General features: G+C 72.6%; 18 protein-coding genes. 12 read left to right on the top strand and 6 right to left on the bottom strand.

The window, feature by feature from the left end; all coding sequences use genetic code 11:
* Positions 1-83 precede the first annotated feature (83 nt).
* Positions 84-8,258, top strand: a complete 8,175-nt coding sequence (locus MKK58_RS07115; RefSeq protein ID WP_243911398.1) for a hypothetical protein — start codon at positions 84-86, stop codon at positions 8,256-8,258.
* A gap of 95 nt (positions 8,259-8,353) precedes the next feature.
* On the opposite strand, the gene MKK58_RS07110 is transcribed toward MKK58_RS07115, so the two are convergent.
* Together MKK58_RS07110 and MKK58_RS07105 are read right to left on the bottom strand one after the other, a co-directional pair.
* A complete protein-coding gene (locus MKK58_RS07110) occupies positions 8,354-8,806 on the bottom strand; it encodes a DUF1489 family protein (RefSeq protein ID WP_243911397.1) in 453 nt (150 codons plus the stop codon).
* Positions 8,807-8,883: 77 nt separating this feature from the next.
* Complete coding sequence (locus MKK58_RS07105; protein WP_243911396.1) at positions 8,884-10,104, bottom strand: hypothetical protein; 1,221 nt, start codon at positions 10,102-10,104, stop codon at positions 8,884-8,886.
* A gap of 150 nt (positions 10,105-10,254) precedes the next feature.
* On the opposite strand from MKK58_RS07105, the gene MKK58_RS07100 reads away from it, so the two are divergent.
* From MKK58_RS07100 to MKK58_RS07080, 5 genes are all read left to right on the top strand, one after another.
* Positions 10,255-11,487, top strand: coding sequence for an MFS transporter (locus tag MKK58_RS07100; RefSeq protein ID WP_243911395.1), 1,233 nt, complete (start codon positions 10,255-10,257; stop codon positions 11,485-11,487).
* A 30-nt stretch (positions 11,488-11,517) separates the two neighbouring features.
* A complete protein-coding gene (locus MKK58_RS07095) occupies positions 11,518-12,684 on the top strand; it encodes an ABC transporter permease (RefSeq protein WP_409565206.1) in 1,167 nt (388 codons plus the stop codon).
* A gap of 154 nt (positions 12,685-12,838) precedes the next feature.
* The gene (locus tag MKK58_RS07090) at positions 12,839-13,561 is read left to right on the top strand and encodes an ABC transporter ATP-binding protein (protein WP_409565210.1); all 723 of its coding nucleotides are present in this window, start codon (positions 12,839-12,841) and stop codon (positions 13,559-13,561) included.
* Between the two features lie 59 nt (positions 13,562-13,620).
* Entirely contained in the window at positions 13,621-14,703 is a 1,083-nt protein-coding gene (locus MKK58_RS07085) for an MlaD family protein (protein WP_243911392.1), read from the top strand.
* A gap of 109 nt (positions 14,704-14,812) precedes the next feature.
* A complete protein-coding gene (locus tag MKK58_RS07080; RefSeq protein ID WP_243911391.1) occupies positions 14,813-15,400 on the top strand; it encodes an ABC-type transport auxiliary lipoprotein family protein in 588 nt (195 codons plus the stop codon).
* Between the two features lie 5 nt (positions 15,401-15,405).
* Here MKK58_RS07080 and MKK58_RS07075 read toward each other — a convergent pair whose 3' ends face one another.
* The 3 genes from MKK58_RS07075 to thiE all read right to left on the bottom strand — a co-directional run bounded on the left by MKK58_RS07075 (position 15,406) and on the right by thiE (position 17,667).
* Positions 15,406-16,035, bottom strand: coding sequence for a helix-turn-helix domain-containing protein (locus MKK58_RS07075; protein WP_243911390.1), 630 nt, complete (start codon positions 16,033-16,035; stop codon positions 15,406-15,408).
* Between the two features lie 87 nt (positions 16,036-16,122).
* A complete protein-coding gene (thiD, locus tag MKK58_RS07070; protein WP_243911389.1) occupies positions 16,123-16,929 on the bottom strand; it encodes a bifunctional hydroxymethylpyrimidine kinase/phosphomethylpyrimidine kinase in 807 nt (268 codons plus the stop codon).
* A gap of 27 nt (positions 16,930-16,956) precedes the next feature.
* The gene (thiE, locus tag MKK58_RS07065; RefSeq protein WP_243911388.1) at positions 16,957-17,667 is read right to left on the bottom strand and encodes a thiamine phosphate synthase; all 711 of its coding nucleotides are present in this window, start codon (positions 17,665-17,667) and stop codon (positions 16,957-16,959) included.
* Between the two features lie 153 nt (positions 17,668-17,820).
* Here thiE and MKK58_RS07060 point away from each other — a divergent pair, with 153 nt between their 5' ends.
* From MKK58_RS07060 to MKK58_RS07035, 6 genes are all read left to right on the top strand, one after another.
* Complete coding sequence (locus MKK58_RS07060; RefSeq protein ID WP_243911387.1) at positions 17,821-18,399, top strand: sugar O-acetyltransferase; 579 nt, start codon at positions 17,821-17,823, stop codon at positions 18,397-18,399.
* A 96-nt stretch (positions 18,400-18,495) separates the two neighbouring features.
* A complete protein-coding gene (locus tag MKK58_RS07055) occupies positions 18,496-19,494 on the top strand; it encodes an NUDIX hydrolase (RefSeq protein ID WP_243911386.1) in 999 nt (332 codons plus the stop codon).
* 160 nt (positions 19,495-19,654) lie between these two features.
* Positions 19,655-20,680 carry a quinolinate synthase NadA gene (gene nadA, locus MKK58_RS07050; protein WP_243911385.1) on the top strand — a complete coding sequence of 342 codons (1,026 nt, stop codon included), beginning with the start codon at positions 19,655-19,657 and terminating at the stop codon, positions 20,678-20,680.
* A complete protein-coding gene (locus MKK58_RS07045; protein ID WP_243911384.1) occupies positions 20,677-22,236 on the top strand; it encodes an L-aspartate oxidase in 1,560 nt (519 codons plus the stop codon). Before nadA ends, MKK58_RS07045 begins: the two co-directional genes overlap by 4 nt.
* Before the next feature lie 65 nt (positions 22,237-22,301).
* Complete coding sequence (gene nadC / locus MKK58_RS07040) at positions 22,302-23,165, top strand: carboxylating nicotinate-nucleotide diphosphorylase (protein WP_243911383.1); 864 nt, start codon at positions 22,302-22,304, stop codon at positions 23,163-23,165.
* A gap of 203 nt (positions 23,166-23,368) precedes the next feature.
* Complete coding sequence (locus MKK58_RS07035) at positions 23,369-24,031, top strand: L,D-transpeptidase (protein ID WP_243911382.1); 663 nt, start codon at positions 23,369-23,371, stop codon at positions 24,029-24,031.
* 70 nt (positions 24,032-24,101) lie between these two features.
* Here MKK58_RS07035 and MKK58_RS07030 read toward each other — a convergent pair whose 3' ends face one another.
* Positions 24,102-24,449: a DUF6460 domain-containing protein gene (locus MKK58_RS07030; protein WP_243911491.1), complete on the bottom strand. Its 348-nt coding sequence runs from the start codon at positions 24,447-24,449 to the stop codon at positions 24,102-24,104.
* Positions 24,450-24,615 lie beyond the last annotated feature (166 nt).

The following is a 24,615-nucleotide window of genomic DNA, read 5'->3' as shown; positions in this document are numbered from 1 at the left end:
CTAAACTTACCTGGTAAATTGGTAAAAGTAACCTTGATCGCCGGGCGCGGCCGGCGATCGGGATACGCGTGACGAGGCGTTGAATGGCCACCGAAAAGAAGCTCAAGGACCCGGCCGAGGCGGCTCTGTCGGCGATCGAGCAGGCTCTCAACCTCGACGCGTTCGCGCCTGGACCGGACGCGTCCCGCGTGGAGCCGCGCCTGCCGGATGTCGGGGACGCCGACCCCTTGCACGACCCGAGCGGCCGCCTCGCCCCGCCCCGCCTCGATCTCGACCAGCCCCTCGCCTCGGACCTGCCGCCGCCGGACCGCAGCCGCCCCCGGCGCGAGGGCGGCCTGCTCCCGCCCGACCGCTCGATGGTCGCCAACGACGACCGCCAGAACATCGGCATCCTGCAGCAGACCCTGCGCGTCCGCCCCACGCGCGCGCCCTACCTGGTCGCCGCCGTCGCCGGTGCACTCTGGATCGCCGGACTCCTCGCCCTGGCCTGGAGCCAGTCCGGGGGAGACCTGCGCGGGTTCTTCCACGGGCTCACGGCGATCCAGGGCGCCGTCGCGGCGACCACGCTGGTCGGCCCCGTCGTCCTGTTCGCCATCATGGCGATGCTCGCGGTGCGCGCCCAGGAGATGCGCCTCGTCGCCCGCGCCGTCGGCGAGGTCGCGATCCGACTGGCGGAGCCCGAGAACTTCTCCACCGATGCCGTGCTGACCATGTCGCAGACGGTGCGCCGCGAGGTCGCCGCCGTCGGCGACGGTGTCGAGCGGGCCCTGGCCCGGGCCGGCGAACTCGAAACCCTGGTGCGCGGCGAGATCGCCACCCTGGAGCGGGCCTATTCCGACAACGAGATCCGCATCCGCTCCCTCGTGGACGAACTCGTCGCGCAGCGCGAATCCATCGTCGCCAATGCCGAGCGGGTGCGTGGCGCGATCGCGGGCACGCATCAGAGCCTGACGGCGGAACTCGACGGCGCGGCCGAGCGCATCGTCTCGGCGGTCAACGGCGCGGGCGACCGGGTCACCGGCGCCCTCGACGCGCGCGGCGAGGCCATCACCTCGGCGTTGGGCAACCGCGGCGATGCGATCACCGCCGCCCTCGGCGAGGCCGGCGACCGGGTGGTCGAGCTGGTCTCGGGCCGGGGCGACGACCTCGTCCAGCGCCTCGCTTCCACCAGCGAGGGCGTCCGCGACAGCCTCGCGGATGTCGGCACCGCCCTCACCCAGTCCCTGGAGACTCGCGCCGGTGAAGTCACCCGCGCCTTCGAGCGCACCGGCGGCATCCTCACCACCACCCTGGCCGAGAACGCCGGGCAGGTCGCCCGCACCCTGGCGCAGACCGGGGCCGAGGTCATCGAGGCCCTCAACCGCCAGGGCGGCGACGTGCGCCAGACCTTCGAGGATTCCGCGCGCAGCCTGGAGACCGCGTTCCTGGCCCGCGGCTCGGAGCTGACCCAGCAATTCACCTCCACCGGCGGCGAGATCACCGCGCGTTTCGCCGAGACGGGGGATGCCCTGCGCCTGCACTTCGCCGAGACGGGTGCCGCCCTGACCCGCGACATCGCGGTGCGCGGCGAGGCGCTCCGCAGCGAGCTCGAGACCGCCGGAACCGGCGTGTCCGACCTCATCGAGGCCCGGGGCCGCGAGGCCCAGGCCGGCCTGGCGCTGGCCGCCAGCGGCATCATCGAGAGCTTCGGCACCCAGGCCGAGGGCGTCCGGGACGAACTCGTCCGCTCCGTCGAGGGCATCGCCACCGGCATCGACGCCCGCGGCGGCGCCCTGGCCGAGCGCATCGAGAGCGTGGCGGCGCGCCTGCACGACACCATCGCGGTGCGCGGCGCGGAAGTCTCCGACCGCCTGGAGATCCACGGCCGCGAGACCGAGGCCGGCCTCGAACGGGTCGCCGGCACCATCGTGCAGACCTTCGGCGCCCGCACCGAGGCGCTGCGCGACGCCCTCGTGGGCTCCGTGGAGGACGTCACCCTGCGCCTCGACAAGAGCGGCGGCGCGCTGGCCGACCGCATCGACCTCGTGGCCAACCGCCTGCGCGAGACCATCACGGTTCAGGGCGGCACCGTCTCCGAGCATATCGGCGCCAGCGGCCGCGAGGCCCAGGCCGCCCTCGCCCTCGCGGCCGGGGCCGCGGTCGAGAGCTTCGGCGGCCGGGCCGTCGCCGTGCGCGACGACCTGATCGGTACCATGAGCCGCATCACCGCGGATCTCGACACGCAGGGCGGCGCCCTGGCCGCCCGCATCGAGACGGTCGCGACGCGCCTGCACGACACCATCGCGGTGCAGGGCACCGGCCTCGAGAGCAGCCTCGACGCCACCGGCACCCGCATCGGCGACCTCGTCGCCCTGCGCACCCGCGAGGCGAGCGAGACCGTCGACGGCGCCCTGGCGGCGCTGGGACGCGGCTTCGAGACCCGGGCCGTGGGCGCCGTCGAGGGCCTGACCGCCGCCGCCGCCGCCCTGAGCGCGGCGATCGCCGGCCGGACCGCCGAGGCGGCCGACACCTTCCGGCGCAGCGCCGAGGAGACCACCGTGGCGCTCGGCGCCAGCACCACCGAGGCGGCGCAATCCCTGCGCAGGGCCTCCGCCAGCGCCACCGGCGAACTGGAGGCCCGCACCGTCGAGGCCGTGCAAATCTTCGAGCGCCGCCTCGCGGCGACCGCCTCGGACCTCGCCGCCCGCACGGCCGAGGCCGCCGAACTCCTGCGCCAGGCCTCCGACGGCGTGGGCGAGAGCGTCGGCACCCGCGCCGAGGCCTCCATCGAGGCCCTGCGCCGGACCCTCGAGGCGGTCAATCTGGAACTGTCCCGCCGCGCCGACGAGGCCGCCGGCACCATCACCCGCGCGGCCGACGGCCTCGGCGGCGACCTCATCGCCCGGGTCCGGGACGTGGAGACCGCCTTCGGCGATCATGGCCGCACCCTCGGCGACCTCATCGCCGCCCAGGCGAACGAGGCCCAGACGCAGCTCGCCAGCACCGGCCGCGACATCGTTCTCGCGGTGACCGCGCAGGGCGCGCGCGTCAACGACGCCCTCAACCGCACCGGCGCCAGCTTCGCTGACACCACCGACAGCCGCGCCCAGGCCCTCGACCGGGTGCTGAACGACCGCCTCGCCGCCCTGCAGGAGACCCTGGCGCGCGGCGACATCCTGGCCGACCGGATCTCGCGCGACACCGCGGCGCTCACGGATTCGGTCTCGGTCCGCCTGGAGGAGATGGACCGGGTCATCACGGTGCAGGGGAAGGCGGTGGCCGAGACCCTCGCCGAGCGGACCCGCGAGGCCGGCGCCATGGTGGAGAGCCAGCTCGGCGCTCTCGAGGAGCGCTCCGTGCGGCGCTCGGCCGAGATCGGCGAGACCTTCGCCAACCTCGTCGCCCAGATCGACGGCCACCTGGGCAGCCGGGCCACCGCCCTCAACGAGGCCCTGATCGTGCGCACCGCCGAGATGGGCCGCGTCATGGTCGAGGGCGGCCGCGACCTCGTGCAGACCCTCGACGCCCGCGCCGACACCATGGCGCTCGACATCGCGGCGCGCAGCGCCAGCCTCGGCGATACCCTCGGCGAGCGCGTCGCCGAGATCGGCCGCCGCCTCGACGACCAGACCCTCGAACTCGCGCGCCGCCTCGACGAGGGCGCCGGGCGCTTCGATGCGGGGGTGCTGGGCCGCCTGGAGGCGATCGGAACCGCCCTGGAGGAGCGCAGCCGCCTCATCGAGGAATCCTTCGGCTCCCAGGCCTTCGAGGCGATCCGCCTCATCGAGAGCCGCACCCGCGCGGTGGACGAGGATCTCGCCAACCGCACCCGCGAACTCGTGGACATGATCGTCGACCGCACCGGCGGCGCGAACGAGGCCCTGGACGGGCAGGTGCGCGCGATCCGCGACGCCTTCGCGGCCCGCGCCGACGAACTCGTGCGCCTCATCGACGAGCGCACCGCCGCCATGGGCAGCGAACTCGACGAGAAGGGCCGGGCCGTGTTCGGTGCCCTCGGCGGCCGCATCACCGAGCTCGCCCGCCTGTTCGACCTCGGCAGCAACTCGCTCGGCAAGGTCCTGGAACAGCGCGGCGAATCCATCCTCGGCCGCCTGCGCGAGATGGTGACGGAAGCCGACCGCCAGCTCGGCGAGGGCGAGGGCCGCCTCGGCAAAACCCTCGATCGCCGCACCGCGGACATCAGCTCTCTCCTCGACGAGGGCGTGCGCACCGTCCACCAGCTCCTCGACGACCGCACCGGCGAGATCCGCGCCCTTCTGGACACCCACGCGGGCGTCGTCAGCGCCGACCTCAAGGACCGGATCGCGCCCCTACACGAGCATCTCGACCAGCGCGGCCGCGCCCTGGTCGACACCATCGCGGCGAGCCTCGGCAGCGCCACGGAGGCGGTGGAGGCCCGCACGCGGGCCCTGGCGAGCCTGTTCGACGAGCGCATCGACCACCTCGACGAGGTCGTTGAGCGGCGCGGCAGCGGCCTGTCCGACGCGATGGAGGCGCGTACCCGCGCGCTGACCGACACCCTCGACCAGCGCCTGGACGCCCTCGGCGAGATCGTGGACCAGCGCGGCGCCCGCCTCGTCGAGAGCGTGGAGGACCGCACCCGCGTCCTGACCAGCACCTTCGACCAGCGCGTCGGAGCGCTCGACGAGATCGTTGAGCGTCGCAGCGGCGAGATGGCCGAGGCGGTGGATGCCCGCACCCGGGCGCTCGCCCGCCTGTTCGATCACCGCATCGGCGTCCTCGGGCAACTCGTGGAAGGACGCGGCGCCCAGCTCACCGACGCCCTCGACAGCCGCACCGAGGCCCTGGCCATCCTGTTCGACCAGCGCATCGGCGCCCTCGACGAGATCGTCGACGGTCGCGGCGCGCAGCTCGGTCAGACCCTGGAGGCGCGGTCCCACGGCCTGCGCGCCCTGTTCGACGAGATCCTCTCGGCCCTCGACGGCCTGATCGACAGCCGCGCCGACGCCCTGACCGACCGGGTCGATGCCCGGACGCAGCGCCTTCTCGCCCTGTTCGACGAGCGCCTCGGCGCCCTCGATCAACTCGTCGATCACCGCACCGGCACGCTTTCGGACGAGGTCGATTCCCGGGCCCAGGCCCTGGTCTCCCTCATCGACACCCGGGTGGGTGCCCTCGACCGCGTGGTCGACGAGCGCGCCGGCGCCCTGCGCAGCCAGGCCGATACGGTCTCGCGGGCCATGGTCTCGGTGTTCGAGGAGCGGTTACGCGGCCTCGACGGCTTCCTCGACGACCGCGCGGGCAACCTCGCCGCCGAGACCGAGGCGCGCACCCGCGCCCTGGTGGCGATCTTCGACGAGCGCCTGGCCGCCCTCGAAGCCCTCGTGGACGGGCGCGTCGGCACTCTCGCGGACGGCGTCGCTGAACGGACCCGCGACCTCGTGTCGGTCTTCGACGCCCGCATCCAGGGGCTCGACGCTGCGATCGACGGACGCGCGGACCACATGGCCGAGCAGACCGAGGCCCGCACCCGCGTCCTGGTGGGAATCTTCGACGAGCGGCTTTCTGCCCTCGAAGCCCTGGTCGACGGCCGCGCCGGCACCCTCGCCGACCGCGTCGCCGAGCGGACGCAGTCCCTCGTCGCGGCCTTCGACGAGCGCCTGCGCGCCCTCGACGATGCCGTCGACCACCGCTCCGGCGCATTGGCGGCCCAGACCGAGACCCAGGTCGCGGCCCTGGCGGGCTTCTTCGACGAGCGCCTCGGCAACCTGGAGCGCCTCGTGGAGGGCCGCTCCGGCACGCTCGCCGAGCGCGTCGAGGCCCGCACGCAGGACCTGGCGACGGTCTTCGACGAGCGCCTCGCGGCCCTCGACAGCCTGGTCGAGGCGCGCGCCTCGGCCTTCGCCCGCACCATCGACACGCAGGGCACCGCCCTCGCGGAGGCGGTGGACGGGCGCGCGGCGGCCTTCACCAGCCGCATCGACAACCGCATGAAGGTGTTCGCCACCCTCGTCGCCTCGCGCGGCGATGCCCTCGCCACCGCCTTCGACGATCGCCAGGACGCCTACGCCGCCCTGGTCGACGAGCGCACCGCCACGATGCTGTCGGCCTTCGACGAGCGCGTCGGCCGCCACGCGGCGCTCGCCGAGGCCCATGCCCAGGCCCTCGCCGCCGCCCTCGACCAGCGCAACGAGGCCGTGGCCGCGCTCGTCGACAGCCGCAACGGCGCGATGACCGAGGCTTTCGACCGCCGCTCGACCGCGCTCGCCAGCCTCGTCGAGGCGCGGGGTCAATCCCTCGCCCGCCGCCTCGCGGAGAGCGCGGAGACGATCACACGCTCCATCGAGGAGCGCGGTGGCGCCCTCGTTGAGACCCTGGACGGGCGCGGCAACGCCGTGGTGACCGCGCTGACCGACCAGTCCGAGCGCCTGCGGGCGATCGTGGAGGGACCGGCCGCGCAACTCGTGGATGCCCTGGCCCTGCGCGGCGACGCCATCGAGCAGGCCCTGCGCGAGAGCGGCGCGCCCCTGGTCGAGGCGATTCAGGCGCGCACCGAGGCCCTGGCGGCCCAGTCCCGCGCCTCGGCCGAGGCGCTGCTGTCTGTCATCGACGGTGGCGCGTCCCGGGCCATCGCCTCGCTCTCCAGCGCCAACGACCAGATGAGCCGTGAGCTCGTATCGGTCGTGGAGCGCATGGACGGCGCCAACGACGCCCTGCGCGGCCTGCTCTCGGGGACGAGCGAGAATCTCGGCCGCATCGAGGCGAGCCTGCCCGGGCGGATCGCCGAGATCCGCGACGCCCTCTCGGTCGTCACGAGCGAGACGGCGCGGGCCAGCGCCGGGGTCGCCGAGCAGGTCGATCTGCTCAAGGGCGTGGCCGAGGGCGCCCTGCGGGATGCCGCCGACCTTGCGGCTTCCCTGGACGAGCGCGGCCGCGCCCTGGGCGAGCTGGGCCGCAGCCATGCCAGCACGCTGACGCAGGCCGCTGGCCAGCTCGAAGGCGCGGAGGGACGCCTGTCCGAGCGCCTGGCGTCCCGCGAGGCGGCCATCGCCGAGGTGCTGTCGCGCATCGAGGAGCGCTCCGGCACCCTGGAGGCGCAGACCGCCCGCTTCGACGCGACGATCGGCGAGACCCTGCGGGCGGCCGAGGAGCGGGCCCGTGCCCTCGGCACCAGCCTGTCCGAGACCGCCGCCGGTGCCGGCGCCAGCGTCACCCAAGCCTTCGAGGGCCTGCGCGCCGGCGCCGACAGCGAGAGCACCCGGACCGCCGAGGCGGTGCGCGCCGCGATTGAGGCCGCCTCGCAGCAGATGTCGGCGGTGCTCGAATCCGCCTCGGGTCGCTTCGGCGACTCGGTCTCGACCCTGCGCGAGATGGCGGCGGAGATCCGGCGCGAGCTCGACGCCACCCGGGCCGATCTGCAGCGCGGCGTGCTGGAGATCCCCCGCGAGACGCAGGACGCGACGGCTGAGATGCGCCGCGTGGTCTCAGAACAGCTGAAGGCGCTGGGCGAACTCTCGACCCTGGTCCAGCGCTCGGGCCGGGCCGTCGACGCGGTGGCCCCCCAGGTCTCGGAGCCCCGGCGCCCCGAGGCCGCGAAGGTGGCGGCTGCCCCGGTCAAGTCCAGCCCGGCGGCCAACCCGGCGGCCAAGTCCGCGCCGCAAGCGAAGACCGTTCCGGAGGCCACGTCGGTGGCCGAGGCCAAGCCCGCCGCGTCGCCGGCCCGTTCGGGCCAGTCGATCAACCTGGTCTCGGCCCCCGCCGCCGGCCGCAATGCCGAGGTGCTGCGCCCGGGGACCTCCCCCCGCGCCGACCAGCGCGGCGGCGACAACCGCGGCTGGCTCTCGGACCTGCTCACCCGCGCCTCCCTCGACGACGAGCCGGAGGCCGTGCCGAGCAGCCGGGCGCCCGCCAAGGCGCCGGACGACGCGCAGCGGAACGCGGCCGAGCGGGGCCGCACCGCCCTGGAGACGATCTCCAGCGACATCGCCAAGATGATCGACCATCAGACGGCGGTGGACCTGTGGACGCGCTACCGTCGGGGCGAGCCGAACCTGTTCGACCGCCGGATCTACACCGCGCAGGGTCGCCAGACCTTCGAGGAGGTCCGCCGCCGCTACGCTGCCGACGCCGATTTCCGCCGCACGGTGGACCGCTACGTCGGTGAGTTCGAGCGCCTGCTCGGCGACGTCTCGAAGAACGACCGCGACTCCTCGCGGGCGGATGCCTACCTCACCTCCGAGACGGGCAAGGTCTACACGATGCTGGCTCATGCCAGCGGCCGCTTCGACGGCGCTTGAGGCCCGCCCCGCGCGTACGATGCCCGACGCTAGAAACCCCGCCTCCCCCGGAGGCGGGGTTTTTCGTCAGAGATGCGGGGCCGCGCGGGCCCGGGTCAGATGAGCCCGAGGCCGGCGAGTTCCCGGCGCAGGGATTCGGGCATCTCGGCGAGGCCCCCGGCGGTGCGGGCGTCGAGATCGGTGGGCGCGTCGTCCGCCTTCAGGTAGCGCCAGCCCTGGAAGGGCCGGCACGGGCGTGGCGAGACCGCGGTGACGACGGGGTCCAGGATCAGCCGGCAGCGGCCGATGCCGTCCGCATCGGTGAAGGGCGTAATCGCGCGGATGGATTGCCGGCAGAGCAGCGTGCCCTTGATCACCCAGTAGATCGAGCCCCGGCCGGCGATGTCGCCGGCGCGCGTCGGCACCATGCGGGTGGTGTGCACGGGAGCGGGATCGCGGCCCGCGCGGCGCGCCTCGTCGGCGTTGCGGGCGATGCGCTCTTCCAGCTCGCCTATGCTCGCCGGACCGACGCAGAGCTTGAGGAGATGGAGGGGCGCGCGAGCGGACATGGCGGCCTTGTAGCAGCCGCACCGGCCGCGCGCTCGGGTCGCGGCAGCGGCGCGACCCCGCGCCGCTGAGGCCGGGGTCAGGAGAACAGGGCGCGCTTCTCGTCGTCCGAAAGCGCGTCGATCTCCGCGAAGGCGCTGGCGATGTCGGTCTGGGGCGGAGCGGCGGCCGCGGCCATCTTAAGGGCGACCGGGTCCGCCATCGGCGCGGGCTCGGCATCCTCGGCCGGTTCCGCCGCGCGGGCGGGTGCGTGCGCCACCGGATTCGAGTCCGGCGCTTCGACGAACGGGGCGGACGCGGGCTCGTAGGCCACGGCGTCGAAGGCGACCGCGTCCGGCGCGGCATCGTCGGCCGGCTCCGGCGCGCCCGCGTGGGTCGGCTCAGCCACCTCGTCGTGGGTCGGCTCCGCCGCGTGCGCGAGGACTTCCGCAGCCGTCACCGGCGCGTCCGCGACGTCCTCCGCGACCTCGGGCTGCTCGGGCTCGGCTCGGGGTGCGGAGGCGGACGCCTCCGGCGGATCGACCAGGTCCGTGGCTTCGAGGAACACGATGTCGTCGTCGACGGAGAGGTGCTCCGGCAGCTTCGAGGCCGCGACGGGAGCATCGGCCTCGCCCGTGGACGCCTCTCCGTCGATGTAGCGGTCCACATCGCTCTGGCAGAGGTCGGTGGGCAGGGTCTCGCCCTTGGATTCACCGGGCGCGGGCGGAACCGATTCCACGGCATCGCCCCAGATCGCCATCATGGCGGCGAGGCGCTCCTCGAGGTAGCGCAGGGTATGGATGATCCGCGCCGTGCGCTGCGCGGTCAGGTCCTGGAAGGAGCAGGCGGTGTAGATGCCGGTGGCGCGCCGGTCGAGCTCGTCGCAGATCGTGGCGTCCGAGCCGGATTCGCGCAAGGTCCAGGCGGCCTCCTGGACTTGCTCGGCGGCGCTGAGGATTTCGGAGGTGGCGCGCTCGGTGGAGCGCACGATGGCGTCGAGGGCGGCGGAGGCGCCTCCCAGGCGGCTCTGGTCGTGGTCCGGTGCGCTGATCGCGGCGATCTCGGCCTTGGTCCGGGCGATGGCGTGGGCCATGTCCATCAGGTCGCCGCGCACCCGGCCGATCTGATCCTGTTCCCGCTCGCCGGTGACGGCCTTCTCCAGCCGCGCGATCGCATCGAGCAGGATGCCGGTGTCGTGCGCGCGGTTGCGGCGCAGATACGCGTCGAGGAACCAGCGCCCGCGCTCGCTCTCGCTCATCGCGGCCTCGATCCGATCGTATTCGGATACGTCGATCGACGTCAGCGATTGGGAACTCGACATCACGCACACGTCCTTGGCGAGGCTGCGACCGGCGGGCGGTCGCTGGTTTCCAAGCGACCGGAGATTGACAGGATCGCTTTAACGCCGGCTTTACGCAGCCTCCGCCTGGGGAAGACGTTTCCACAGGCTCCCTCGTCACCGCCCGGTCGCGTGTCTCATCCGATTTCTCCGCTCGCGGAGCCGAAAGCCTTTCGCCTCTCGGTTCTCTACGCCGTCGTCTTCGTGGAGATCGGGATCGCGATGCCGTTCATGCCGGTCTGGCTGAACGCGCTGGGTCTCGATGCCGCGCTGATCGGCCTGCTGCTGGCGCTGCCCATCGCGATCCGGATCGTGGCGACGGCGCCGCTGGTGGGGCTGATCGACCGGGGTATCGCGGCGCGGCGCATCCTGCTCATCGGCAGCCTCGTCCTGGCCGTCACCTACGCGCTGATGCCGGCCGGGGCCGCCGTGGGCTGGCCGCTGCTGGCGCTCCTCATCGCCCTCAACGCGGTGGCGGCCGCCCCCCTCGTCCCGAGCATCGACTACATGACGCTCAGTGCCGTGCGCCGGAGCGCGCGGCTCGACTATGCCCGCATCCGGATGGCGGGCTCCATCGGCTTCCTTCTCGCCAACCTCGCGGGCGGGGCCGTGCTCGGCGCCATGGGCGAGCGGCTGGCGGTGCCGCTCATTCTCACCGCCCTGGCGCTCCTCGCGGCCTGCGTGGCGCTGGTCGCTCGCGTCGACGGACCGGCGGCGGCGCCTTGCGACCCGGCGGCCGGGCGCCCGCGCCTGCCGGGCGTCCTCTGGCTCTCCATCGGGGCGGCGGCGCTGATCCAGTCGAGCCACGCGGCGATCTACGCCTTCGGCAGCATCCACTGGAGCACGCACGGGATCGGGACGGCGTGGATCGGCACGCTCTGGGCCATCGGCGTCGCCTCGGAAATCGTGCTGTTCGCCCTGATCGGCCGGGTGCCGGCGCGCTGGCGCGGCCCCTTCGCCCTGCTCGCCCTCGGGGGCGGGGCGGCCCTGGTTCGAGCCCTCGGCATGGCGATCCTCGGCGACCGCCTCGAAGCCGTCATCGTCCTGCAGGTGCTGCACGGGCTGACCTTCGGGGCGACGCAGCTCGGCGCCATGGCGGCGGTGTCGCGCTTCGCGCCGGAGGGCGCGCGCGGGCGGGCGCAGGGCACGGTGAGCTCGGCCGGCGCCCTGGCCTCGGCGAGCGCGACCCTGCTCACCGGCGCCGCCTACGGGGCCGGGGGCGGCACCCTCGCCTTCGCGCTGATGGCGCCGCTTGCCCTGTGCGGCCTGTGCCTCGCGGCACGCGCCGCGCAGGCCGCCCGCGTTTTCGGCCTTCACACCACCACGTTTGTGGGCCAGCACCCGCAGCATCGCGATCGATCTTGACCCTCCGGTAACCGTGATCGGTGATGCGTGATGGGGATATGGAGCGCGGCCCCTTTGGCTAGAGCCGAGACCAGGACCCACCCCGACACCGCAGACGCCGCCCTCCTCGAGGGCGGGCGCGTCGGGCTGTCCGGGCGTTGGACCGCCGACCAGGGCGCGGCCGTGGAGGACGCCGCCGCGCGCATCGCCTGCAGCGCCGCGGGCACGCCGATCCTCGTCGATCTCAGCCGAATCAGCCGCCTCGACACCCTGGGCGCCTGGGTGCTCGAGCGGACCCGGGCCGAGATCGAGGCCGCCGGGGGGCGTCTCGCCTATGCGGGGGCCGCCCCCGAGCACCGCATCCTTCTCAGCGAGGTGAAGCTGCGCGCGGCCGAGCCGCCGCCGGCCCCGCGCGGGCGCCTGTTCGGTTTCCTGGAGGATCTCGGCAAGCGGATGGTCGGCGCGAAATCCGACCTCGTCACGGGTCTCGCCTTCTTCGGCGAGGTCGTCACCGCCTGCATCCGGGTCGCGGCCCGGCCCGGCACCTTCCGGGGCACGGCCCTCGTCAACCAGATCGAGCAGGTCGCCTTCCGGGGCGTGCCGATCATCGTGCTGATCTCGTTCCTGGTCGGCGGCATCGTGGCCCAGCAGGGCATCTTCCAGCTCCAGCGCTTCGGCGCCCAGAGCTTCGTGGTAAACCTGATCGGCCTGCTCATCCTGCGCGAGCTCGGCGTGCTCCTCACCTCGATCATGGTGGCGGGCCGCTCCGGCTCGGCCTTCACCGCCGAGATCGGCTCCATGCGGATGCGCGAGGAGGTCGATGCCCTGCGCGTCATGGGCCTCGACCCGATCGAGATCCTGATCGTGCCGCGCATCCTCGCCCTGGTGATCGGTCTGCCGATCCTCACCTTCCTGGCCTCCCTGGCGGCACTCGCGGGCGGTGGCCTCACGGCCTCGCTCTACGGCGGCATGACGGTGGACGCCTTCCTGGCGCGGCTCCAGGCGGCGGTGTCGCTCCACCACGTCGCCGTCGGCCTGATCAAGGCGCCCTTCATGGCGTTGATCATCGGGATCATCGCGACGATCGAGGGGTTCGCGGTGGAAGGTTCGGCCGAGTCGCTCGGGCGCCACGTCACGGCCTCAGTCGTGAAGTCTATCTTCATGGTCATCGTCCTCGACGGATTGTTCGCCGTCTTCTTCGCCGCCATCGATTTCTGAGGCGCCCGTTCCGACAACCATGACAACTCTGTCCGCCATACCGGTTCACGCCGCGCAGCAAGTGCCCGCCCATGGCGAGACCGCACGGGCGGGCGCGCCTGAGCCGATCATCCGCGTGCGCGACCTCGTGGTCGGGTTCGGCTCGAAGATCGTGATGAAGGGGCTCAACCTCGACATCCGGCGCGGCGAGATCCTGGGCTTCGTCGGACCGTCCGGCCAGGGCAAGTCGGTGTTGACGCGGACCATCCTGGGCCTCGTGCCCAAGCGCGCCGGCACCATCGAGGTGTTCGGCGAGGACGTGGACGGCCTGACCGTGACGCGCCGCCGCCAGATCGAGCAGCGCTGGGGCGTGCTGTTCCAGCAGGGCGCGCTGTTCTCGGCGCTCACCGTCAAGCAGAACATCCAGATGCCGATGCGCGAGCACCTGAACCTGTCGGAGCGCCTGCTCGACGAGTTCGCGCGCCTCAAGATCGAGATGGTGGGCCTGAAGCCGGATGCCGCCGACAAGCTGCCCTCGGAACTCTCCGGCGGCATGATCAAGCGCGCGGCGCTGGCCCGGTCCCTGGCCCTCGACCCCGAGATCCTGTTCCTCGACGAGCCCACCTCCGGGCTCGACCCGATCGGTGCCGGCGAGTTCGACGACCTCGTGGCCACCCTCAAGCAGACGCTGGGCCTGACCGTGTTCATGGTCACCCACGACCTCGACAGCCTCTACACCGCCTGCGACCGCATCGCCGCGCTCGGCGACGGTCAGATCATCGCGCAGGGCACCATCGCGGAGATGCTGGAGAGCGACCATCCCTGGCTGCGCTCCTACTTCCACGGCAAGCGCGGCCGCGCCGTCGTCCCGCAGGGAGGCCGCCATGCACAGGCCTGACGCGCCGGGTGCGGCCTCGCACCGCGCGGTCCCCATCCCGCCAAGGTATCGCTGATCCCATGGAGACTCGTGCCAACTACGCCCTCATCGGCGCCTTCACCCTCGCGGTCGTGGTGGCGGCCTTCGGCTTCGTGTTCTGGCTCCAGGGCGGCTCGCGCAGCCAGGTCCGGCAGGCGGTGCGCATCGTGTTCTCGGGCAGCGTCGGCGGCCTCGCCAAGGGATCGACCGTGGCCTTCAACGGCATCAAGGTCGGCGAGGTGATGGACGTGCGCCTGCTGCCGCAGGACCCGCGCCGCGTCGTCGCCGTGGTCGAGGTCGAGCGGACCACGCCCCTGCGCGCCGACACCCGCGCGCGCCTCGATTCGGCGATGCTGACCGGCGTCTCCACGATCTCGCTCTCGGGCGGCAATGCGGATTCGCCCGTTCTGCCCCCGGGCTCGGGTGACCAGATGCCGACGATCTTCGCGGATTCCTCCGACATCCAGGACATGATGGCGGCCGCCAAGCAGATCGCCCAGCGGGCCGACGACGTGCTCCAGCGCCTCGACAAGGTGGTGGCGGGCAACGAGGGGGCGATCACGCGCACGCTCGCCAACGTCGAGTCCTTCTCGAAGACCCTGGCCGAGGCCGGTCCGGCGGTGAGCGGCCTCGTCAAGGCCATCGACGGGCAGAAGCTGAACCGCGTCATCGACAATGCCGACCGCTTCTCCGGGGCGCTGGCGGCCGGCAGCCCCGACATCGAGGGAGCGCTCAAGGACGCGCGCTCGCTCGCCGCCAAGCTCAACGCCTCGGCCGACCGGGTCGATTCCGTGCTGAAGGGCGCCGAGGGCTTCCTCGGTTCGGCCTCGGGCTCGGCCGGCACCAGCACCTTCACGGAGGTACGCGAGGCCGCGATCTCGGTCCGCGACGCCGGCAAGGCGTTCCGGACCCTCAGCGAGAACCTCGACAAGCGCACCTCGAACATCGCCACCAGCTTCAACCGTCTCAGCGGCACCGGCCGCCGCGAGGTCGAAGCCCTGTCGACGGACGGACAGCGCACGCTCAACACCCTGAACCGGACGGTGAAGAGCCTGGAGCGCGACCCCTCCCAGGTGATCTTCGGCGGCAAGCCGTCGTTGCCGGAATACAACGGTGGGCGCTGAACTGTGGTCCACCGGGCCATGCGTGCTGCGGCGCACGGCACCAATCGCCCGGCCCGCTAGTTTACGGCCACGCTGCGCGTCGGTGCGGCGACGGGTTTCCGGAATGCGTATGTCTCACCACAGAACGGCCCCCGCGCTCGTCGCGATGCTCCTCGCGGCAACCCTCGGCGGCTGCGGCGGCGGCGCGGTGCCGCTGACCTTCGATCTGGCCGCCCTGCCGCCCAACGGCCGGGTCGGCACCTCCGCGCGCTCGTTCAGCGTGGCCGAGCCCGTGGGCATCCAGCCTTTCGAGGCGGACCGCATCATCGTGCGCGAGCCGGGGGGCGCACTGTCCTTCCTCGGCGGCGGTCAGTGGGCCGACCGTCTGCCGCGCCTGATCCAGACGCGACTGATCCAGAGCCTGGAGAATTCCGGCCGCCTGAAATCCGTGAGCCGCCCCGGCGACAAGATCGTTTCCGACTACCAGTTGATCAGCGAGATCCGCGCCTTCGACATCGCGGCCGGGAGCGGCGAGGCCGTGGTCGACATCTCCGCCAAGATCATCACCGAGGGCACCGGCAAGGTCGTGGCCGCCCGGGTCTTCACCGCACGGGTGCCGGTGCCGAAGGTCGATGCCGGTACCGCCGCCGTGGGCCTCGACGCGGCGCTGGCTCGGGTGCTCGCCGAGATGGTGGCGTGGGTGAATTCGGGGCGCTGAACCCCTCACTCCATCACGGCGGCCTTCATGATCACCACCATGATGGCCTTGGCGGGCTCGGGCCCGATGCAGCGCACGGTGTGCGGGCGGTCGCAGCGGTAGCGCAGCGTTTCGCCGGCGCGGGCGCGCTGAGTCGTGCCGGCCACCTCGACCTCGAGCGTGCCGGCGGTGACCGTCAGCGATTCCACCGAGCCGCGCTGGTGCGGATCGGAATCGAGCTGCCCGCCCGGATCGGCGGAGACCTCGTACCATTGCAGCCACTCGACGGTCTTGATCCAGCCGACGATGGCGAGACGCACCTTGCCGTCGTCCGAGACCAGGATCGGCGTGTCCGCCCGCGAGGTCTTCTCGATGAAGGGCTCCTCGTCGCTCGTGGCCAGTACGCGCTCGATGGAGACGTCGAGGGCCTGACTCAGGCGCCAGATGGTCGCCAGCGTCGGATTGGTCTCGTTGCGCTCGATCTGACTGATGATCGACTTGGCGACGCCGGACTGCTCGGCGAGTTCGGACAGGGACAGGTTGTAGGCCTTGCGCAGGCGCTGGATCGTCTTGCCGAGCTGGCCGGAGAGGACCTGTGCGCCGCTGAGGATATCGCGCTGCCGCCCGCGTTCGGGCGTCGTCAACTGGTTGTCCATGGGTCCCGAGATCCGCGCATCCGTTCCGTTAAGCGGACGCTTGTACGGTACTTCAAACGCAAACGGGACGGCGACGCAAGGCTCGGGTCAGGTCCAGAGGGCGTGGAAATGGTGCACCGGCCCGTGCCCGCGCCCCACCGCGACGCCGTCGGCCCCCGCGATCGCCGCCGAGACGTAGCGCTTGGCCTGGGACACCGCGTCGACCAGCGAGAGCCCCCGGGCGAGTCCGGCCGCCACCGCTGCCGACAGGGTGCAGCCCGTGCCGTGCGTGTTGCGGGTCTCGATGCGCGGCGCGGCGAAGCGGCGGAGCGTGCCGTCGCTGCTCATGAGATGGTCGACGCTCTCGCTGCCGACGCTGTGGCCACCCTTCACCAGCACCGCGCGGGCGCCGATGGCGAGGAGGCGCCGGCCCTGCGCAACGGCGGCGTTCTCGGTCTCGGCGGCGGGTTCACTGATGAGGGCCGCGGTCTCGGGCAGGTTGGGGGTGACGAGGTCGGCCAGCGGCAGGAGGTGCCGGCGCAGGGCCTCCACCGCGTCTTCCGAGATCAGCCGGTCGCCGGAGGTGGCTACCATCACGGGATCGAGTACGATGGGGATCGTGCCGGCATGCCGGGCGAGCCCCGCCGCCACGGCCTCGATGGTGGCGACCTGGGACAGCATGCCGATCTTGACCGCCGTGACGGCGAGGTCCGAGAACACGCTCTCGATCTGCGCTGCCACGAAGTCGGCCGGCACGTCGTGGATCGCCTGAACCCCTTGCGTGTTCTGGGCCGTCAGGGCGGTGATCACGCTGGCGCCGTAGACCCGCAGGGCCGCGAAGGTCTTCAGGTCGGCCTGGATGCCGGCGCCGCCGCTCGAATCTGAACCCGCGATGGTGACGGCGATCGGTGTCATGGCGTGTCCTCGAAGCTTTGAGGGAGCTTAGGCCGCGACGCCCCGCGCGGCGAGGGCCGAATCCACCCGGTCCCGCAGATCGCGCGCGCAAGCCTCGACCGAATCGCCGGAGAACAGCGAGGCGATCACCGCGATCCCGTCCGCCCCGGCCCGGATCACGGACGCCGCGTTGCCCGCGTTGATGCCCGCGATGGCCCCGAGGGGGAACGCGGTGCCCCGTGCGAGGCGTCCCCGGAAGACGATGCGGGCGAGCCCGTCGAGCCCCACCGGCGGATCGGGATTGTCCTTGCTGGCCGTCGCGAACACCCCCCCGATGCAGGCGTAGTCGACCGGCAAGCGGTAGAGCTCGTCGGCCTGGACGGCGGTCTTGAGCGTCAGGCCGATGATCGCACCGCGCCCGAGCAGGCGGCGCGCATCGGCCGGATGCAGATCGCCCTGGCCGAGATGCACGCCCTCGACCCCGGCCGCCAGCGCGAGATCCACCCGGTCGTTGACGAGGAGCGGAACGCCGGTGCCGGCAATGGCCGCATGGATCGCGCGGATGCGGGCGAGCGCCGCGCGGGCATCCGCGATGGATTTTTCCCGATATTGCAGCAGCGTGCAGCCCCCCTGCACGGCCTCGGCCGCCATCGCGGCGAGCCGCGCGCCGTCATGGCCCGACACGCCGGTGTCGAGGAGGCCGTAGAGCCGCAGGTCGACCGCCGGCCCCGAGCCGCCCGCTTCCTTCTGTCCGATCACGCGGCGCCTTCCTGAACGTCGTGGCAGGGGTGTTGGGTCTCCCCGCCTCAGTCTAGGGCCCCTGCGGCCCGGTCGGAAGATGGGCGCGCGGCCGGGAGCCCCTGGCGTCGTGCGGCGTTACCGCCGCACCCTTCCTCGGAGACGCAGCCTCGCATGGATCGCACACCCAAACAGCAGATGCTCGCCGGCGATCTCTACGATCCGGACGATCCGGAGCTTCACGCCGACCACCGGACCGCGCGGGACTGGATGGCGCGCTACAACGCCGCCGCCGCCGAGACGCCCGCGATCCGCCGCGAGATCCTGCGCGAGCGCTTCGCGTCCGTCGGCGACGGCGCGGTGGTGCGGCCGCCCTTCCACTGCGATTACGGGCTGCACATCAGCCTCGGCGCGCATGTCTTCCTGAATTTCGGCTGCGTGATCCTGGATTGCGCCCCCGTGAGCATCGGCGAGCGCACCCAGATCGGTCCCGGGGTGCAGATCCTCACCCCCGACCATCCCCGCGAGCCGGGCCCGCGCGAGGCAGGGCTGGAATTCGCCCGCGCGATTCGGATCGGTCGCAACGTCTGGATCGGCGGCGGCGCCCTGATCCTGCCGGGCGTCACCGTGGGCGACGACGCCATCGTGGGCGCCGGCAGCGTGGTGACCCGCGACGTGCCGGCGGGCGCCACGGTCGTGGGCAACCCGGCCCGGGTCCTGGCCGCCCGAACCCCGCCCGCGCCGGAGGCCTGACCGGGGCGGGTCGGTTTTTCGCGTTCATCGCGCGCCCGCAATGTGCGATGAGCAGCCGCGAAGCGATGGGCGAGCAGCGGGCGAGGATCGGGCAGCGTGACCACGGCGCAGGAGACCGAAGGGGAGGCGCAATCCACGCTCTCCAATCCGTCCGCCGTGGGGCTCGTCGCCGTCATCGTCGCGGCGACCGACGGCGAGCCGCGTGCCCTGACCGTGCAGGTCGGCGGCCAGGCCCGGGGCCGTTCCGACGGCCTGCCCGCGGGGCCGCTCGTGCCCGAGCACCCCACCCTGGAGCGGGGCCTGCGCGCCTGGGTGGAGCGCCAGACCCACCAGCGCCTCGGCTACGTGGAGCAGCTCTACACCTTCGGCGACCGCGACCGGCAGGGCGACGACGACGGCGGCCTGCACTCGCTCTCGGTGGCCTACCTCGCCCTGGTGCGCGAGCTGCGGCCGGCCGGACTCGCCGAGGCCGCCTGGCGCAACTGGTACCATTACCTCCCCTGGGAGGATTGGCGCGCCGGGCGGCCGGACTCCCTCGGTGAGATCGAGGCCAAGCTCCTCGCCTGGGCGGAGGGCAGCGGCGACCCGAAGCAGCGCCGCCGCCGCGAGGACCGCCTCGGCCTGACCTTCGGGCTGTGCGGCGGCGCCTGGAACGAGGAGCGCGTGCTGGAGCGCTACGAACTGCTGTTCGAGGCCGGGCTGATTCCCGAGGCGCAGGGTCAGTCCGGCGAGGCGCGCGACGCGGACCTGACCGTGACGGGCCAGCCCATGGCCCTCGACCACCGCCGGGTGCTCGCGACCGCGATCGGGCGCCTGCGCGGCAAGATCAAGTACCGCCCCGTAGTCTTCGAGCTGATGCCGCCGACCTTCACGCTGTTCCAGCTCCAGCGCACGGTGGAGGCGCTGTCGGGCACCAATCTGCACAAGCAGAATTTCCGCCGACTCGTGGCCCAGCAGGGGCTGGTGGAGGAGACGGACGGCGTGACCTCCGGGGCGACGGGGCGCCCGGCCCGCCTCGTCCGCTTCCGCCGCGAGGTTCTGCTGGAGCGCCCCGCCCCCGGCTTCCGCCTGCGGCCCGCGCGCCGGCCGACCTGATCGCGGCGCCCCGGCGCAGGCAGGATGACAGTTGCACCGCAACGTCATTCTCGCATCGCAAAAACGTTATGCTCAAAGCCTGCATATCTAGACAAGCCGTCACGCCCCGCCTACGTTAGTCGGCACAATGCTCAGTTTGAGCATAAGTGAGGACGCGTCAATGGCGGCGACCAGTCTCCCGATCGGCAGCAATCTCGCGGGTGTTCCGAGCGGCCTTCCCCTGCCGCACATCTACGAGCGCGTGAGCCGTCACGTGCCGGCCATCGAGTGGCCGGCCCTGGCCGACGACGTGGCGGCGATCCTCGAACTGAAGAAGACCCGCAACGCGGTCATCCTCGCGCACAACTACCAGGCGCCGGAGATCTTCCACACGGTGGCGGACATCGTCGGCGACAGCCTGGCCCTGGCCCGCGAGGCCGTGACGGTCGACGCCGACGTCATCGTGCTGGCGGGCGTCCACTTCATGGCCGAGACCGCCAAGCTCCTGAACCCGGGCAAGACGGTGCTGATCCCGGACACCCGCGCCGGCTGTTCCCTCGCCGATTCGATCACGGCCGCGGACGTGCGCGGCCTGCGGGCGAAGTATCCGGGGGTTCCGATCGTCACCTACGTCAACACCTCGGCGGCGGTGAAGGCCGAGTCGGACCTGTGCTGCACCTCCGGCAACGCGGTCGAGGTGGTGCGCTCGCTCAACGCGCCCCGCGTCCTCATGATCCCCGACGAGTTCCTGGCCCAGAACGTCCAGGCGATGGTGCCCGAGGTGGAGATCCTGACCTGGGCCGGGCATTGCGAGGTGCACGAGCAGTTCACCCCCGCCGACATCCGCGAGGTGCGCGAGAGCTACCCCGGCGTCACCGTCATCACCCACCCGGAATGCCCGCCGGAGGTTGTCGCCGAGGCCGACTTCTCGGGCTCCACCGCGATGATGATGAACTTCGTCCTTGAGAAGCGCCCGAAGCAGGTGGTGCTCGTGACCGAGTGCTCGATGGGCGACAACATCGCGGCCGCCAACCCCGACATCGAGTTCATCAAGCCCTGCAACCTGTGCCCGCACATGAAGCGCATGAGCCTGAAGAACATCCGCCACGCCCTGGAAACCATGACCCACGAGGTCACGGTGGAGCCGGAACTCGCCGAGCGCGCCCGGATGGCGGTGGAACGCATGCTGGCGGTCCGCACCCGATGAACGCGCACGCCCCCCTCGCCTTCGCGCTCCCGGGCGCTGACCGCATCGTCGTGGTGGGCGCCGGCATCGCCGGCCTCGCCACGGCGCTCCGCCTCGCGCCGCGCACCGTCACCCTGGTCACGGCCGCTCCCTTGGGCACCGGCACCGCCACGGGCTGGGCGCAGGGCGGCATCGCCGCCGCCATGGGGGCGGACGACGCGGCCGCCCTCCACGCCGCCGACACCCTGGCGGCGGGCGCCGGCCTGACCGAGCCCGACGTAGCGGCCCGCGTCGCCGCCGCCGGACCGGCGCTGATCGACTGGCTGGTCGGCCTCGCCGCCCCCTTCGACCGGGATTCCGCCGGGGCCCTCGCCCTCGGACTCGAGGCCGCGCATTCCCGCCGCCGCATCGTGCGGGCCGGCGGGGATTCCACCGGCCGGCTCGTGCTCGAGACCCTGGTGCGGGTGGTGGGCCGGACGCCCTCCATCACCGTGCTGGTGGCGTCGGCGCGGGAACTCCTGCGGGACGCGGGCGGCGCGGTGGCCGGCCTCGTCTGCGAGCGGGAGGGCGCGCGCTTCACCCTGCCGGCCCGCGCCGTGGTGCTGGCCACGGGGGGCACCGGCGCGCTCTACGCAGCGACCACGAACCCGCGCGGCGCCACCGGGCGCGGCCTCGCCCTGGCGGCGCGGGCCGGCGCGACCTTGCGCGACATGGAGTTCGTGCAGTTCCACCCCACCGCCATCGCGTGCGGCGCGGACCCGATGCCGCTGGCCACGGAAGCCCTGCGCGGCGAGGGGGCCCGCCTGATCGACGAAAGGGGTGCGCCCGTGATGGCGGGGATCGCCGGGGGCGATCTCGCCCCCCGGGACGTGGTGGCGCGCGGGATCTTCCAGGCGCTGTCGCGCGGCGCCAGCGTGTTCCTCGATTGCCGGGGCGATCTCGGCGACCGCATGGCGACACGGTTTCCCACCGTGGCGGGTCTGTGCGCGCAGGCCGGCATCGATCCGCGCCGGCAGGCCATCCCGGTGCGCCCGGCGGCCCACTACCACATGGGCGGAATCAAGGTGGATGCCACCGGCGCCAGCACGGTGCCGGGTCTGTTCGCCTGCGGCGAGGTCGCCTCGACGGGCCTGCACGGGGCCAATCGGCTGGCGAGCAACTCGCTTCTCGAAGCCATGGCCTTCGCCCCCTGGATCGCCGAGGCCGCGAGCGCCCTGCCCGCCCCGGGCCATGCCCTCGCCCAGCATGCCCTGGCCCAGCCGGAGCGGGCGCGCGGCGCGATCGATCTCGACACCCTGCGCGGCGTCATGGACCGGCAGGTCGGCGTCGTGCGCGAGGCCGGGGGCCTGGCGGACGCGATCCGCCACCTCGCGCCGGCCGCGCGGACCGGCAGCGACGCGGCTCTCACGGCCCTCGCCATCGCGGTCTCGGCGTCCACGCGCCGGGAAAGCCGCGGCGCCCATTGGCGCAGCGACCACCCCGGGCAGGAGCCCGCGCGCCACACCGAGGTGACGCTGGCCGAGCTTCAGGCCCTCGCCGAGGCGTACGTCCCCGATCGTGACGTCGTCGCGGCCTGACACGGAGGCGGCGGGCCGGCACGGCCCGCCTCGATGACGCGAAGACTTCGACCGAAGGACGATCCATGACCGACCGCACCGATCTCGCCCCCCTGCCCCGCCTCATGGTGGAGCCCATCGTCCGCGCGGCCCTGCTGGAGGATCTCGGCCGGGCCGGCGACATCACCACGGATGCGATCGTCCCGGCGAGCGCCCGTCTGGAAGGCGTCATCGCCGCGCGGCAGGACGGGGTTATCTCGGGCGTCGACGCGGCGGTGATCGCCTTCGGGCTGATCGATCCGGCCGTCGCCGTGACGGTGGAGCGCGGCGACGGCAGCCGGGTCAAACCGGGCGACGTGGTGATCCGCCTCGCCGGTCCGGCCCGTGCCATCCTCACCGCCGAGCGGGTGGCCCTGAATCTGTTGTGCCGGATGTCGGGGGTCGCGACCGCCACCGCCTCCCTGGTCGACGCGGCGCGGCCACACGGCAAGGCCCGTATCGTCTGCACCCGCAAGACCACCCCGGGCCTGCGCTCCCTGGAGAAACATGCGGTTCGGGCCGGTGGCGGCTCGAACCACCGCTACGGCCTCGACGACGCCGTGCTGATCAAGGACAACCATGTGGCGGTGGCGGGCGGCATCGTGCCGGCCATCGCGCGGGCCCGGGCCTATGCCGGGCACCTCGTGAAGATCGAGGTGGAGGTCGACACCCTGGAGCAGCTCGAACAGGCGCTGTCGGTGGGCGCCGACGCCGTTCTCCTCGACAACATGACCCCCGATCAGCTCGCCCGGGCGGTGGCGATGATCGACGGGCGGGCCATCGCGGAGGCCTCCGGCCGCATCAATCGCGAGACCGTGGGGGCGGTCGCGGCCTCCGGCGTGGACCTGATCTCCTGCGGCTGGATCACCCACAGCGCACCGATCATCGATCTCGGCCTCGACGCGGTCTGATCGTGGCTCCGGGGGGGAGCGTAACGGCCAAGGTGCCACGGTGTTGCCACGAAATCACGACGCCCCGGCAACCGACGCCGGGGCGGGAATAGAGCTTGGCTTTAAAGGGCGAGCGTTTACGTCTTGGGCAGACTTCGCGCCGTAACGTGCGTCGAGTTTTCCTAGTCCGCTCCACAGATTTCGTTCGCCTTCGAGAGGCTCCGATGCGCCGTTTCGCCCCCGCCCTGACCGGGCTCCTCTGCGCGCTGGGCGCATGGGCTTCGCCCGTGGCCGCCTACGAGATCGATCCACTCACCCGCCAGCCGCTCGACAACGCCCTGGTCATCCGGGTGCGCCCGCAGAACGCGCCGGTGGTTGTCCCCACGGCCAATGCCTCGCTGCCGGCCGACCCGATGAGCCCGGCCTCCTCCGTGCCGCAGATGTCGGCGATCCAGCGCGAGGAGGTCGCCTTTGGCGGCAACTACGCGCCCGGCACCATCGTGGTCTCCACCGCCGAGCGGCGCCTCTACTACGTGGTCGGCGACGGCAAGGCCCTGCGCTACGGCGTCGGCGTCGGTCGCCCGGGCTTCACCTGGGGTGGCGTGCAGACCATCACGATGAAGCGCGAGTGGCCCGATTGGCGTCCCCCGGCCGAGATGCTGCGCCGCCGCCCCGACCTGCCGCGCTTCATGAAGGGCGGCATCGAGAACCCCCTCGGCGCCCGCGCCATGTATCTCGGCAACTCGATCTACCGCATCCACGGCTCGAACGAGCCGGAGACCATCGGCACCGCCGTGTCCTCGGGCTGCATCCGCATGACCAACGACGACGTGGCCGACCTCTACACCCGCGCCAAGGTCGGCGCGAAGGTCATCGTCCAGCGCTGAGCGTCGCGGACCTGGAGTATGTGACGTCAAAGGGGTCGGCGGAAACGCCGGCCCCTTTCGCGTTGGAAACCTACTTCGACACCACGAAGAACCGCGACAGCAGCCAGAGCGGCACCACCACCACGGCGCCGGCGAGGATCCAACGGCCGAAATCGTGGAAGGTGGCGAGGCCGAGGTCGATCAGGGTCCGCACCGCGTCGTAGGCGTGCCAGAACAGCAGGCCCGGGGTGACGCCGAGGGTCGCCATCACGGCGCCGACCAGCACCGACAGGAACAGCAGCTTCATGAACACGGCGGCGGGCGAGCCGCCGAGGAAGCGCCGCAGGGCCGAGCGCCGGCCCTGATCCGGGAACGGTGCGCCGGCATAGGGTTGGCCCGGATAGGGCGAGGGACGGCGCGGATCGTGTTCGGGGGTCATGCCGGAGGTCATGCGATGATTCCTGGGAACGCCCGGCCGGTGTCGCGGCGGCGCGCTTCGCCTCTCTCAACCCGCCGATCCCGGCGGAACCGTGACGCGGACGCCACAGGATGGGAGGAAACCCAACCGGGCCTGAGACGTTGGGCGATTTCGCACAAGCCACGGA

This window comes from Methylobacterium sp. J-078, from assembly GCF_022829285.1.
In the GTDB taxonomy this organism is placed as follows: Bacteria; Pseudomonadota; Alphaproteobacteria; order Rhizobiales; family Beijerinckiaceae; genus Methylobacterium.
The sequence above is the reverse complement of the archived record's forward strand: the minus strand, read 5'-3'. Positions and strand labels throughout refer to the sequence as shown.